17 protein-coding genes are annotated in these 14016 nt (G+C 31.7%); 11 read left to right on the forward strand and 6 right to left on the reverse strand.

Annotated features, from left to right (window positions below; all coding sequences use genetic code 11):
• Window positions 1-24: 24 nt before the first annotated feature.
• Window positions 25-1023 (reverse strand): metal-dependent hydrolase, encoded by a 999-nt coding sequence (locus AAGV33_RS08365; protein ID WP_373391516.1) that lies wholly within the window; start codon window positions 1021-1023, stop codon window positions 25-27.
• A 105-nt stretch (window positions 1024-1128) separates the two neighbouring features.
• Between AAGV33_RS08365 and rlmH the strand changes: the two genes are divergently transcribed.
• Window positions 1129-1602, forward strand: a complete 474-nt coding sequence (gene rlmH, locus AAGV33_RS08370) for a 23S rRNA (pseudouridine(1915)-N(3))-methyltransferase RlmH (RefSeq protein ID WP_373391517.1) — start codon at window positions 1129-1131, stop codon at window positions 1600-1602.
• Window positions 1603-1627: 25 nt separating this feature from the next.
• Here rlmH and AAGV33_RS08375 read toward each other — a convergent pair whose 3' ends face one another.
• Together AAGV33_RS08375 and folP are read right to left on the reverse strand one after the other, a co-directional pair.
• A complete protein-coding gene (locus AAGV33_RS08375) occupies window positions 1628-2263 on the reverse strand; it encodes a hypothetical protein (protein ID WP_373391518.1) in 636 nt (211 codons plus the stop codon).
• On the reverse strand, window positions 2260-3090 hold the full coding sequence (folP, locus tag AAGV33_RS08380) for a dihydropteroate synthase (protein ID WP_373391519.1): 831 nt from the start codon (window positions 3088-3090) through the stop codon (window positions 2260-2262). The genes AAGV33_RS08375 and folP overlap by 4 nt, the downstream gene beginning before the upstream one ends.
• Before the next feature lie 82 nt (window positions 3091-3172).
• On the opposite strand from folP, the gene AAGV33_RS08385 reads away from it, so the two are divergent.
• The 6 genes from AAGV33_RS08385 to AAGV33_RS08410 all read left to right on the forward strand — a co-directional run bounded on the left by AAGV33_RS08385 (window position 3173) and on the right by AAGV33_RS08410 (window position 7663).
• Complete coding sequence (locus tag AAGV33_RS08385; RefSeq protein ID WP_373391520.1) at window positions 3173-3721, forward strand: DUF1599 domain-containing protein; 549 nt, start codon at window positions 3173-3175, stop codon at window positions 3719-3721.
• 5 nt (window positions 3722-3726) lie between these two features.
• Window positions 3727-4830, forward strand: coding sequence for a BT_3928 family protein (locus AAGV33_RS08390; RefSeq protein WP_373391521.1), 1104 nt, complete (start codon window positions 3727-3729; stop codon window positions 4828-4830).
• Window positions 4831-5090: 260 nt separating this feature from the next.
• A complete protein-coding gene (locus tag AAGV33_RS08395) occupies window positions 5091-5606 on the forward strand; it encodes a TlpA family protein disulfide reductase (protein ID WP_373391522.1) in 516 nt (171 codons plus the stop codon).
• A gap of 44 nt (window positions 5607-5650) precedes the next feature.
• The gene (gene tpiA / locus AAGV33_RS08400) at window positions 5651-6403 is read left to right on the forward strand and encodes a triose-phosphate isomerase (RefSeq protein ID WP_373391523.1); all 753 of its coding nucleotides are present in this window, start codon (window positions 5651-5653) and stop codon (window positions 6401-6403) included.
• A 106-nt stretch (window positions 6404-6509) separates the two neighbouring features.
• Complete coding sequence (prmA, locus tag AAGV33_RS08405) at window positions 6510-7343, forward strand: 50S ribosomal protein L11 methyltransferase (RefSeq protein ID WP_373391524.1); 834 nt, start codon at window positions 6510-6512, stop codon at window positions 7341-7343.
• A 44-nt stretch (window positions 7344-7387) separates the two neighbouring features.
• Complete coding sequence (locus AAGV33_RS08410; RefSeq protein WP_373391525.1) at window positions 7388-7663, forward strand: ATP-dependent Clp protease adaptor ClpS; 276 nt, start codon at window positions 7388-7390, stop codon at window positions 7661-7663.
• A gap of 183 nt (window positions 7664-7846) precedes the next feature.
• Here the strand turns inward: AAGV33_RS08410 and AAGV33_RS08415 are convergent, their stop codons facing one another.
• The gene (locus tag AAGV33_RS08415; protein ID WP_373391526.1) at window positions 7847-8260 is read right to left on the reverse strand and encodes a DUF6691 family protein; all 414 of its coding nucleotides are present in this window, start codon (window positions 8258-8260) and stop codon (window positions 7847-7849) included.
• 3 nt (window positions 8261-8263) lie between these two features.
• Complete coding sequence (locus AAGV33_RS08420; RefSeq protein ID WP_373391527.1) at window positions 8264-8821, reverse strand: YeeE/YedE family protein; 558 nt, start codon at window positions 8819-8821, stop codon at window positions 8264-8266.
• Window positions 8822-8993: 172 nt separating this feature from the next.
• On the opposite strand from AAGV33_RS08420, the gene AAGV33_RS08425 reads away from it, so the two are divergent.
• The 4 genes from AAGV33_RS08425 to AAGV33_RS08440 all read left to right on the forward strand — a co-directional run bounded on the left by AAGV33_RS08425 (window position 8994) and on the right by AAGV33_RS08440 (window position 12653).
• Window positions 8994-9515: a 2-dehydro-3-deoxyphosphooctonate aldolase gene (locus AAGV33_RS08425; protein ID WP_373391528.1), complete on the forward strand. Its 522-nt coding sequence runs from the start codon at window positions 8994-8996 to the stop codon at window positions 9513-9515.
• 123 nt (window positions 9516-9638) lie between these two features.
• Window positions 9639-10457: a 3-deoxy-8-phosphooctulonate synthase gene (gene kdsA, locus AAGV33_RS08430; RefSeq protein WP_373391529.1), complete on the forward strand. Its 819-nt coding sequence runs from the start codon at window positions 9639-9641 to the stop codon at window positions 10455-10457.
• Between the two features lie 21 nt (window positions 10458-10478).
• Window positions 10479-11339 carry a hypothetical protein gene (locus AAGV33_RS08435; RefSeq protein WP_373391530.1) on the forward strand — a complete coding sequence of 287 codons (861 nt, stop codon included), beginning with the start codon at window positions 10479-10481 and terminating at the stop codon, window positions 11337-11339.
• Between the two features lie 213 nt (window positions 11340-11552).
• Window positions 11553-12653 carry a PAS domain-containing sensor histidine kinase gene (locus AAGV33_RS08440; RefSeq protein WP_373391531.1) on the forward strand — a complete coding sequence of 367 codons (1101 nt, stop codon included), beginning with the start codon at window positions 11553-11555 and terminating at the stop codon, window positions 12651-12653.
• A 68-nt stretch (window positions 12654-12721) separates the two neighbouring features.
• On the opposite strand, the gene AAGV33_RS08445 is transcribed toward AAGV33_RS08440, so the two are convergent.
• A complete protein-coding gene (locus AAGV33_RS08445) occupies window positions 12722-13906 on the reverse strand; it encodes an acetate/propionate family kinase (protein ID WP_373391532.1) in 1185 nt (394 codons plus the stop codon).
• Window positions 13907-14016: the final 110 nt, after the last annotated feature.

The following is a 14016-nucleotide window of genomic DNA, read 5'->3' on the forward strand; positions in this document are numbered from 1 at the left end:
CAGGTGTTTCCTGAGTTTTATTCGTTAATTTCCTTTTAGCCGTTTAAAAATACCTTTCATTAAAGCCATTCCGTCTCTCTTTCTTTTAGGAACTTCATGCGCTTTTAAAACTCCGTTTTCATATTTAAAAACATAACTAAAAGCAAATTGCGTTTTCTGTGAATTAGAAGTTAGTAAGCCAAAACGCAAATCGTTAAAATAGAATTGATTTTCGTTTTTTGTAACAATAAACCAGCCTTCACTTATAACTTTCAATTTTTCAAAATCACTATTTCCTGCAAGCTGCTGAGTCAATTTTTTATTTTTTGGATACTTCTTAAAAGAAATGGGTTGTGTATCCAATAAAGAATAATCACCCAGAAAATAGGCGTCTTTAGTAGCTACATTCGCATTCCACAAAATACAATTAAAAGCTGTTGGCTTTACAATTAAATCATCATACGCTATATTTTGTACTTTAAGTGCTTTGTCAAATTGTTGTAAAGCATATAATTTCAAACCAGATGTTAACAATAAATAAAATGAACTCAAATAAATACCAGTAAGCACGTATTTTTTTCGAGAAAAGAAATCATCTTTTTTTCTCCAGGCTAAAATCAGACAAATCAGTAATGGAATGGTATACAAAGGATCAATTACAAAAATAGTTTTTAAGGCAATCCGATCTGGAAGCGGCCAAAAAACTTGTGTTCCCCAAGAGGTAAAAAGATCCAAAAGAACATGTGTGAGTAAGCACCAAAAAACCATTTTAGTTGCTGAACCAAAATTAATTTTATCCCGTTCCATTTTAGTAATTAACCAACCTAAAAATGGAGAGAGCAATAAAAAAAACAATACAGAATGACTTATTCCCCGATGAATAGCTACTCCGTCAACAGGATTCATAAACCGACCTATTACAACATCTAAATCTGGTAATGTTCCCAGAATGGCTCCGTACAAAAAAGTTTTACGTTGTAACTTTTTACCGGCACATAATTCGGCTGTAGCAATTCCTAAAAGAACCTGAGTAAATGAATCCATTAAAAAATATTTTTTACAAAAGTACATTTATACCCGCAAATTGAGGTAATCCTAAAAATCTAAAACTAGTTTAATATCTTTGCCGCTTCGAAAATCATCCTTAAAATGAATATCAAACTCATCGCCATAGGCAAAACGGATAATAAAGCGCTTCAAACCTTAATTGACGATTATACCAAACGTTTGTCTTTTTATATCAAATTTGATTTGGAAATTATTCCTGATATCAAAAATGTAAAAAACTTATCTGAAAGCCAGCAAAAAGAAAAAGAAGGCGAATTGATTTTGTCGAAAATAACTCCAACAGACCAATTAATTTTATTAGACGAAAACGGAAAAAACTTTTCCAGCGTAGGGTTTTCGGAAGAATTACAAAAGAAAATGAACTCAGGAATCAAAACATTAGTTTTTGTAATTGGTGGACCTTATGGATTTTCAGACACAGTTTATGCTAAAGCACAAGGAAAAATCTCGCTTTCGCTAATGACTTTTTCTCATCAAATGGTACGATTATTTTTTATCGAACAATTGTATCGTGGTTTTACCATTTTAAGAAACGAACCGTATCATCATCAGTAAAATTGCAAATTTTAGAATGCTGATTTTAGTAAATAAATTCTATTGGAGCAATTGGATTTACACTATATAAATCAAATTTTCGAATTAGAATCTTATTTTGAATGTATTCTCCATAAGACATATTCTTATCAAACTGTATTACAATCCTTGGTTTATTTATAAATCGGATACTAAAAATTTCTTGTAATAAATCTGATTTTTTTACCGCTCTTCCGTTAAGCCAAACCAAATCGTTTCCTTTTTTAAAAGATATAACAAAGTCATTACTTTTAGGTTTTCCAATGTTATAATACACTTTTGTAAAAGGAATAAAAGCCATGTTTTTCCCGATCGAATCGGCATATGAATAATAATTCTCGACTTTTTCGTTTTGATGTGCTTTTTCTTTGCGTTTTTTATCTTGCAGTTTCATCACTTCGGGAATGACTAATTTCAAAGGCAAACGCTTATCGATATTCAGAATCCAATTGGTCGTAATAATGCTGTTTTTCCGATTGACTTCTGCCAAAGTATCTTTCTCTTTTATTCGAAAAAAAATATAAATAGGCGAATGATCTTGTACATCACTAATTACTGTGGTACCCGATTTTGGAAGTAAAATATCTTCTTTATTTCCGCAGGAAATTAAAAACAAAACTACAATCAGACTAAAATATTTCATCCTTTACAATTCATTTTTTCATATAATTTCACACATTCAACTGCTTCTTTTACATCGTGTACTCTCAAAATTTGAGCCCCTTTTGTTAAAGCAATCGTATTCAAAACAGTTGTCCCGTTCAAGGCTTCATCAGCACTAATCTCTAATGTTTTATGAATCATTGACTTTCTGGAAATCCCTATTAAAATGGGCAATTCTAAACTTTGAAACAACTCCAGTTTTTGCATTACTTCATAATTTTGCGCTATGGTTTTAGCAAATCCAAAACCTGGATCTACAATCAAATCGTTGATTCCTAAACTTCGAGCCTGACTTATTTTTTCTGAAAAATAAAACAAAACCTCCTTCACTACATCTTCGTATTCAGTCATAGATTGCATGGTTTCAGGTGTGCCACGCATGTGCATCATAATGTAAGGAACATTATATTTGGCAATAACTTCAAGCATTTTATCATCGAGATTTCCTGCCGAAATATCATTAATAATAGCAGCTCCGTTTTCGATACAAACTCGTGCTACTTCACTTCTAAAAGTATCGATTGAAATTAAAATTTTAGGAAAATGTTTAACCAATAATTTCACAACAGGAACAATACGGTTTAACTCCTCTTCTTCTGACACAAATTTGGCGCTGGGTTTACTTGAATAGGCTCCAATATCAATAAAAGTAGCTCCTTCGGCTAGCATTTTTTCAACCTTCGCTAAAATTGCTGATTCGCTCGAATACCTTCCGCCATCAAAAAAAGAATTAGGTGTTATATTCAAAATCCCCATTACTTTAGGTTGAGATAAATCAATCAGCTGTCCTTTGCAGTTAATAGTCATTTTTTAATCTTTATTTTAAAGTTGAATCTTTTTAAAATTTATCCCTATTTTTGAGAAAATTTTAGACAAATATACATCAATAATGAAGAATACTTCTCAAGAATACGATAAGGTAATTGCAATTTGCCGTTCCTTATTCGCAAATAAAATGCAAGATTACGGCAGCGCATGGCGCATTTTAAGATTACCTTCTTTAACCGATCAAATTTTTATTAAGGCACAAAGAATTCGAAGTTTGCAAGAAAATGATGTTCGAAAAGTCGACGAAGACGAATCGGGCGAATTTATCGGAATCATCAATTATTCGATTATGGCTTTGATTCAGCTGGAATTAGGTGTTGTAGATCAACCCGATTTAGATTCCGCAAAAGCAACTCAATTGTATGATGCAAAAGTAAAATTGACTAAAGAATTAATGGAAGCCAAAAACCATGATTACGGCGAAGCCTGGCGTGATATGCGTGTAAGTTCATTGACGGATTTGATTTTGCAAAAACTACTTCGCGTAAAACAAATTGAAGACAATAAAGGAAAAACAATTGTATCTGAAGGAATTGATGCTAATTATCAGGACATGATTAATTACTCTATTTTTGCATTAATATTAATGGGATTTGCTAAAAATCAATAACCTTTATGAAAAAAACACTCACCCATTTTTCAAGACTATTTGTTGGAACTTTATTCATCATTTCAGGTTTAATCAAATTAAATGATCCTGTAGGTTTCTCATACAAACTAGCCGAATATTTTAGCGAGCCTGTATTTAACATGCCATTTTTAGTTCCTTTTAGCTTGCCATTGGCCTTATTTTTAGTTATTCTAGAAGTACTGTTAGGAATCATGTTAATTATTGGCTATAAATCAAAATTCACAATTTGGAGTCTTTTGCTAATGATTGTATTTTTTACCTTCCTTACTTTTTATTCTGCTTATTATGATGTGGTAAAAGATTGTGGCTGTTTTGGAGACGCTTTACACCTTACACCTTGGGAATCGTTTACTAAAGATGTTGTTTTACTGTTCTTTATCCTTATTTTATATGTAAACAAAAGACTGGTAAAACCGTTATTTTTTAATAAAATTTTTCAAAATGCCATTGTTCTTCTAGGATTAGCAGCCTGTATTTTTATGGCCTATTCTGTTTTGAATCACTTACCAATAATTGATTTTCGACCGTACAAAGTGGGAACAAATATCCAAAAAGGAATGGAAATTCCCGAAGGAGCTCCTATGCCTGTTGTTGAAATGATTTTTATTTATAAAGTGAATGGAGTTAATCAGGAATTTACCGAAAAAGACTTAATGAATATCCCTGAAGGAGCTGAATTTGTTGATAGAAAAGATAAGGTAATTAGCGAAGGTTACGTTCCTCCTATTCATGATTTCACGATGACAAAAGACGGGTCTGACTACAAAGATGAATTACTGCAAGAACCAAAATTGTTAATGATAGTAACTTATGATTTGACTTTATCTGACGAAGATGGAATGCAAAGACTAGCAAAGTTAAACCAAGATGCCACTGCAAAAGGATACAAAGTAATTGGCATGACCAATTCGTCTCAGGAAGAAATTGAAAAAGCACAGAAAAAATACAATCTAAAATTTGACTTTTATACCTGCGATGCCATTGCCTTAAAAACGATAGAAAGAGCCAATCCAAGTATTGTAATTTTAGACAAAGGAACTGTAAAACAAAAAGTGCATTACAACGACATACAGGATTTAAAGTTATAAAAAAGAAAGCTCATAAAGACTAAAAATAGGATTTATGAGCTTTTTTTATGCTTTAAAAAAGTCGAAAAATGCTCAAAAAAGCTTTTTTAGAGACTTATTTTAGGTAGTATTTTTTGAATCGGAAAAATATAATACTAACTATTACGTTTTCATTTGTATTTTTATAACTCTTAAAGCTGTTTTTGTTATTTTATTGATGATGTTGTAAAAAATAGTAATCCAGAAACAGCAATCAAATTGTTTATTTTAACTTTGTTACAATGAAAAAAACAGAAAAACTTATCGCTTTTTTACTTCTTTTAGTTACGATTTCGTGTACTAAATCGAATGCTCAAAAAACAGCATTTTCTAAAGAATCCTTATCAGAAACTTTGTTGGATACTCAGGACTATCAAGTAGCTTTCGAAACTATTTTGGCCCAAAATAAAGGAAAAAATACGGTAATCGAAATTTGGGCTTCCTGGTGCGGCGATTGTGTAAAAGCAATGCCAAAAATAAAAGAATTACAAGCAGCGCATCCCAATACAAATTATATATTTATCTCGATGGATAAAACCGCTGATAAATGGAAAACAGGAATTGAAAAACACCAATTAAAAGGAGTACATTACATGGCTAATGACCAAATGAGTGGCGTTTTTGCAAAAGCAATAGATTTGAACTGGATTCCGAGATACATTATTATTGACAAAACAGGAAAAATTGCTCTATATCGCGCTATAGAAACGGATTTCGAAAAAATCAATGCGACTTTAGATCAATTAGAAAAACAATAAATTAAGACTAACAAAAAATAAAATTCAAATATAACACTACTAAAATGAGAAAAAAGATTGTAGCAGGAAACTGGAAAATGCACAAAAATGCGGCACAAACTAGCGAATTATTAAGTGAATTACTTGCAAAAGTACCTGCAAATACTACAGCACAAGTAATTGTTGCGCCTACATTTGTAAACTTGGCTGCAGCAGTAAGTCAATTAAAAGGATCTAACATTAATGTTGCTGCACAAAACGTTCACCAAACTGAAAGTGGTGCATTTACAGGAGAAATCTCTGCTGATATGTTAACAGGAGTTGGAGTAAACACTGTAATTTTAGGACACTCTGAGCGTAGAGCTATTTTTAACGAAACTGACGCTTTAATTGCTGATAAAGTAAATACAGCTTTAAAACATGATATGACTGTGATTTTTTGCTTTGGTGAAGAATTAAAAGACCGTCAATCAGAAAATCATTTCAATATTGTTGAAAACCAATTGAAAGATGGTTTGTTCCAAATTGATGCTAAATCTTGGGACAAAATTGTTTTAGCTTACGAACCAGTTTGGGCTATTGGAACAGGTGAAACTGCTTCGCCAGAACAAGCACAAGAAATGCACGAATTCATTAGAGAAACAGTTCTTAAAGCTTTTGGAAAAGAAATTGCTGAGAATGTAACTATTCTTTACGGAGGTTCTGTAAAACCAGATAATGCTAAAGAAATTTTTGGAAAACCAGATGTAGACGGTGGTCTTATTGGTGGAGCTGCTCTAAAAGCAGATGATTTTGTTGCCATTGTAACAGCAATCTAAAGAAAACATTTTTATACTCTAAAAAGCGATAATTCATTTTATCGCTTTTTTTATTTTTCTGATTTTGGTAAAAGAGAAATAGTACCTTTGCACAAAAAAAATCAATATGTCAAATATTTATATCGCCTACCATTTTACAATTGAACCAAAAGAATTGGGTTCTGAAATTTTAATTGCCGAATTAGGCGAACTCGCTTTCGAAAGTTTTACGGAGACGGAAAAAGGAATTTCAGCTTTTGTTCAAAAAGATTTATGGGACGAAATGATTCTTGAAAATGTAAATATTTTGCACTCAGAAGAATTTGAAATTGATTACAATTACGAAGAAATCGATCAGGTAAACTGGAATGAAGAATGGGAAAAGAACTTTGAGCCTATTGATGTAGATGGAAGATGTCACGTAAGAGCACCTTTTCATCCAAAAACGGATGCAGAATTTGATATTTTGATTGAACCAAAAATGAGTTTTGGAACAGGACATCATGAAACTACTCACATGATGATTCAACATTTATTAGAAATTGATGTTACTGGAATGAAAACCTTAGATATGGGTTGCGGAACAGCAATTTTGGCTATTCTTGCCGAAATGAAAGGCGCTCAACCTATTGATGCCATTGATATTGACAACTGGTGTTATTTGAATTCTATTGAAAATGCAGAGCGTAACAATTGTAAAAATATTACCGTTTATGAAGGCGATGCGTCTTTATTAAAAGGTAAAAGATACGATTTGATTATTGCTAATATTAACAGAAACATTTTGTTGAACGATATGCAAACTTATGTAGATTGTCTAAATCCAAAAGGAACTTTATTGTTAAGTGGTTTTTACACTGAAGATATTCCGTTTATAGATGCTTCTTGCACCGAAAAAGGCTTAACTTATGTTAAAAAATTCGAAAGAAACAACTGGGTTTCACTAAAATATGTAAATTAGTATTCTGTTTATTATCAAATAATTAAAGTACAAAAAACAACACAATGAGTACTAAAGAAAAAATTAGAGAAAGAGTAAGCGTACAAGAAGTCACAGCTAAAAACAACGAAATTATTGTCTACAATGATGATGTTAATACTTTTGACCATGTAATTGAAACCCTAATGCGTGTTTGCGAACATACTCCAGAACAAGCCGAACAATGTTCGTTAATTGTTCATTATAATGGAAAATGTACCGTTAAAACTGGACCAATTACAAAATTAAAACCGCAATGTACACAGCTTTTAGAAGCAGGTTTAAGTGCTGAAATAATTTAATAAACTACAAAATTTACCCAATTTTTAAAGCATTCGTCGCGGCGAATGCTTTTTTTATAGAACTATTTTTTTTTACCATGAAGTTAATTAAGAAATTTTAGGCTTATTGTGTTCTTAAATTCCTTAATTAACTTCATGGTTTAAACCTTTTTTCTTTCACACAATTAGCTGTAAAATCGTTTTTTAATGAGGTAACTTGTCTTTCAATACTCCATATAAAAAAGTTCCTATCAAAGCTCCCAGAAGTACTAAGATAACACTACTAAATCCTGCTCCTATCAATATAAATATTGGACCAGGGCAAGAACCAACTAATGCCCAGCCTAAACCAAAAATCAATCCGCCCAGAAGATAGCGCGCTGTAGAATGCTCTTTATCAGGAATACAAATTGGAGTTCCTGAATAATCTTTTAAATGGTATTTTTTTATAATTTGGATTCCAATGATTCCTGTTACAACAGCCACCATGATAATTCCGTACATGTGGAAAGATTGGAATTGAAACATCTCATAAATGCGATACCAGGAAACCGCTTCCGATTTGGTTAATACAATTCCGAAAACAAATCCAACTAAAATAAATTTTATTAATTTCATATTTTATACAATTAAAGGTAAAATAAAATGAGCCATAATTAATCCGCCAATAAAAAACCCAATTACAGCTATTAGAGAAGGAAGTTGTAAATTACTCAATCCAGAAATAGCATGTCCCGAAGTACAACCACCAGCATAACGAGATCCAAAACCAATTAATATTCCGCCAATAATCAAAATTAAAATTGCTTTAGGAGATTCGAAAATAGCATTCGAAAACAAAGCATCTGGCATTAATTTTCCTTCAGGAGCATCAATATTCATCATTTCAAGCTGCGCTATCGTTTCAGGATTTATAGCAACATTCGTGGAATTGCTTAAATAGTGTGTGGCTACAAAACCACCCAACATAGCGCCTACTACAACTGCAAGATTCCAACGCTGTGATTTACAATCAAAATTAAAAAACGTTACCTTTTTTCCAGCTCCAGCCATACTACATAAGGTTCTCAAATTGGAAGACATTCCAAAAGATTTTCCAAAATAAATTAAAATCAGCATTATTAAGCCAATTAGAAAACCCGAAATATACCAGGACCAGGTATGATAAATCAATTCCATATCTATTATTTTTTTAGCAAAATTAAGTAGTAAGTTTCTAACTCAATGTGAGAAATGTTACATAAGGCAAATAAACTATCGTATTTCAAAAAAAAGCAAAAAACTAGCTTAGTTCTCAATATCTTTGTAAGACAATTAAGTGAACCAAACATTTCAAAATTAATTCAATTTTATGAAATCACAATTAATAACCTATTTACGTAAACAATTACAAGAAAATAAAAAATTAGTATTCTTTATTATTTCTAAAAAAATAATTGTTGCTATAATTTTAATATTCTTAAGCAGTTCTTGTATCAGTACAAAATCAAGCTTAAAAAATGTAGATGATAACGCTCCTATCCCCAAACTTTCTAGAGACAATACTTTTGTTATTACCGAATACAGCAAAGACAAAAAATACGGTTACAATAAAGATTATCCTATCAATATTTTTTATTACCACACTAACAATGAGCAATTAAATGAAGAACGTTTTCTGAATGCTTTGGCTGGTCCCAAAGGAGAAAAAATCAGTTATACCAAACTAGAAACCTGCTGCCCTTTTCCTTCTAAAAGAACAGCCATGGGAGCTGGATTTCTTAACATCTATGAAATTCGTTGGGATGGTCAAAAAAAACCAATTGTTTTATATCTCAATATCTACGAAAAAGGATATTTAAAATGTCCAGTAGGGCTTTCGATTAAAAAGTAGAAAAAAGCATAAATTACAATATCGATATAGTAGTTAATTTTCTTCTAAAATACCAAAAAAAACAGAAAATCAAAACTCTAAATCGTAAATCATAACTACCTTTGCAATCACTAAAAAACACCTATGAACATACTAAATATTCCTCAAATTAAGCATACCGAAAGTGGCAATTTCTTTTTACTTTCAGGTCCATGCGCCATCGAAGGAGAAGAAATGGCCATGCGTATTGCCGAAAAATTAGTCGGTATTACAGACAAACTACAAATTCCTTACGTTTTTAAAGGTTCGTTCAAAAAAGCAAATCGTTCAAGAATTGACAGTTTTTCAGGAATTGGAGATGAAAAAGCCTTGAAAATCCTTCGAAAAGTATCTGAAACGTTTCATGTTCCAACTGTAACTGACATTCATACAAATGAAGATGCAGATATGGCAGCACAATATGTAGATGTATTGCAAATTCCTGCATTCTTAGTGCGCCAAACTGATTTAGTTGTGGCTGCCGCCAATACAGGAAAAACAGTCAACTTGAAAAAAGGACAATTTATGAGTCCGGAAAGCATGAAACATGCCGTTCAAAAAGTATTGGATTGTAACAATCAAAACGTAATGGTTACCGATCGCGGAACCATGTTTGGCTACCAGGATATGATTGTCGATTTTAGAGGAATTCCTACTATGCAACAATACGCTTCTACTGTGCTTGATGTTACGCATTCGTTACAACAACCCAACCAAACAGCTGGAGTAACTGGTGGTCGTCCTGATATGATTGAAACGGTTGCCAAAGCTGGAATTGCTGTGGGAGTGGATGGAATTTTTATCGAAACTCATTTTGACCCTGCAAATGCTAAAAGCGATGGTGCTAATATGTTACACTTGGATTATTTTGAAGACTTAATGACCAAATTAGTTGCTATTAGAAAAACAATCAACACATTCTAATTTTAATTTTTAAAAAATTTCGTGAAAAATTTATTTACTGCTGCATTTGTAGCATTCTTATTTACAAACTGCCTTAGTGCTCAAGAAGACATAAAAATACAAGACAAATATACTGCTCACAACAAAGGAAAGTTTTTTGTTTCCTGGGGTGGAAATAGAGAAAGTTACTCTAAATCAGATGTAACTTTTTCTGGAAAGGATTATCATTTTACGGTTAAAAACATGGCTGCTCATGACAAACCAAAAGGATTACATGTTGATTATGTAAATCCTTCTCGAATGACAATTCCGCAAACTAACTTAAAGTTTGGCTATTTTATCAATGATCATTATAGTATTTCAATTAATATAGATCACATGAAATATGTCATGACACAAAATCAAACAGCAAATGTTACTGGAGAAATTAATTTACCCTTAACTGATTCAGGTTCTATTCATAACGGTGTGTACAATAATACTCCGGTTGATTTTTCAGATATGACTTTCCTGACCTATGAACATACCGATGGTTTAAATTATGTACATACCGAAGTTTCTCGTTTTGACGACATTTCCTCTTGGTTTGGACTTCCAAATACTGACAAAGTACAAATTAATTTGACTGAAGGAGTTGGTTTTGGATTACTTTATCCAAAAACAAATACCATGTTGTTAGGCAAAGAACGTCACGATGATTTTCATGTTTCTGGATTTGGAACTTCAGCAAAAGCAGGTTTAAACATCACTTTCTTTAAACACTTTTACATTCAAGGCGAATTAAAAGGTGGTTACATCAATATGCAGGATATTCGCACTACGCAAAGTGTTTCCGATAAAGCGTCGCAAGATTTTTTCTTTTTTCAAAGACTTATTGCCTTTGGAGGAATTTTTAAAATATAATATAGATTTAATCTTTATTTTTTCGAAAAGAGGTTTGTTTTTACAACAAACCTCTTTTTTAATTTAAACACTTATTAAATTTTGTATAAATAAAGAAAAATTTTATGCTTATAATCTATAAAATAATTTATTTTTGTCAAAAAATTCTCCCCAAGTCTTTTTTTAAACCTATTTTATTGTCTTAATACTATTTTAACCTTTTAGTAATTAATTATGACCAAAAATAGAGAAACTGACTTAGTATATGATCATGATCTTCTCAATAAATTTGAGCATTTTTTTGACATATCACACGACTTATTTTGCATAGCCGGATACGATGGTTATTTTAAAAAAATTAATCCCGCTGTTTCAAAACTTTTAGGCTATACCACCGAAGAGTTACTAGCAAACCCTATCAATCATTTTGTTTATAACAGTGATAAAGAAAAGACCAGTTTAGCTAGAAATGAACTAAAAAGTCAAATTCCGTTATTTAATTTCGAAAACAGATACATAACCAAAAGCGGACAAATTGTTTGGCTATTATGGACTTCTACCCCTGTTGATGACGAAAAACTAATCTATGCTGTAGCCAAAAACATCACTTATAAAAAAGAGTTAGAGGAAGAACGAAAATCACATATAAAAAGACTTACTGATATTAATAACGAATTTAAAAGACTAAGCTACTCTACCGCGCACGATTTAAGATCTCCAGTAAACAACATGCTCACTGTTTTTGAATTGTTAGAAACTGCCGATATCAAGAATGAAGAAACCTTGGAATTTATTAATATTCTAAAAAGCACAACGAATACCTTAAAAGAAAATTTAAACGAATACATCAAACTTTTAAATTCTAAAAACGAAAACGATTCGCAATTAGAAGAAATCGATTTGAATAATTGTTTAAGCGAAGTTTTAATTTCCATTAACTCATTAATCGAAGAATCGAAAGCTTCAATTGAGATTGATTTTTCTGAAGTTGAAAAAATAATTTTCAACAAATCGTATTTAAAAAGTATCTTTTTAAATTTAATTACAAACGCTATAAAGTATGTAAAACCTAATACTGTAGCAAAAATTTCCATCCGTTCGGAAAGAAATAATAATTCTACTCAATTGATTATTTCAGATAATGGAATAGGATTTGACTTGGAAAAAGTAAAAGGAAAAGTTTTTGGTTTACACCAAACTTTCAATGACAATATTGACAGCAACGGCATTGGACTGTATCTCGTTCACAATCACGTAAACAATCTTGGCGGGAATATTACGCTTAAAAGTGATATAAATAAAGGAGCAAGCTTTATAATCACTTTTAAAGACTAAATAAAACTATTCACTGGCTGTAATTGTTGTTAATTAATTACAGCCAACGAAAGTATTTTAGTTTAAAATCAAATCATACACAAATCATACACTTGATTGGCTATTTCCAATTCTTCATTGGTGGGTACTACCAGAATTTTAGCTTTAGAATTAGTTGTATTTATTTCTCGAATGGCATTCGAACGAATTTCATTTTTTGTTTCGTCTAATTCCAATCCTAAAAACTCCATATCAGCACAAACAGCTTTTCTAATATAAGCAGAATTCTCTCCTATTCCAGCTGTAAAAATAATGGCATCAATTCCGTTTAAGACTGCCGCATAAGAACCAATGTACTTTTTAATGCGATACACATTCATATTCAAAGCCAACCTACAATTAGTATCTCCATTTTCGGCATTCGCCTGGATATCTCTTAAATCACTATGCCCCGTAAGTCCCAGCATCCCGCTTTGTTTCTGCAATACCGTATTTACTTCGCTCAATTGATAACCTAAAGTATTGACCATATAAAAAATAACCGACTGATCAATATCTCCGCTTCGAGTTCCCATAATTAATCCGTTCATCGGACCAAAACCCATACTATGATCAATACTTTTTCCATCTTTTACAGCAGTAATACTACAACCATTTCCTAGGTGAATGGTAATGATTTTACTGCTTTTCTCTAAAAAATCAACTGCTTTTTCTGAAACATATTTATGCGACGTTCCATGAAAACCGTAGGCTCTGATTTTATTTTCGGTCAATAAGTAATTTGGAATCGCATATCGATACGCCACTTCAGGCATCGTTTGATGAAAAGCAGTATCAAAAACCGCTACTTGTTTAGCCGAAGAAAACACTTCTTCAGCAACAATAATTCCTTCTAAATTAGCTGGGTTATGCAAAGGTGCGAGTTCAAAAAGCTGTTTTATTTTTTCTTTTATTTCTTCAGTTATCAAAACGGTATTCGAAAAACTAGCTCCACCATGAACTACTCTATGCCCAACAGCTTCAATTTCTTGTGTACTTTTAATTACACCAATACTTTCATCCAATAATAATTTCGAAATTTTCTCTAATCCTATTTTATGATTTGGAATTGGCAGAATTTCTTCTAACGAATCCTTATTCGTTTTATACGTTAAATTTGAAGTTTCTAATCCTATTCGATCAATCATTCCGCTACAAATCACTTCTTTTGTAGGCATATCGATTAATTGGTATTTTATTGACGAACTCCCTGAATTTATAATAACTATTTTCATTTCTTTATTTTGAAGGTTCTAAGACGCTGAGTTACTAAGATACTAAGCATCTTAGAATTTTAGGAACTCAGTAACTTTTTTAAATAATCAGAACAACTTAGACTCTTAGT

The organism is Flavobacterium magnesitis (genome assembly GCF_041729735.1).
GTDB classification, from domain to species: Bacteria; Bacteroidota; Bacteroidia; order Flavobacteriales; family Flavobacteriaceae; genus Flavobacterium; species Flavobacterium magnesitis.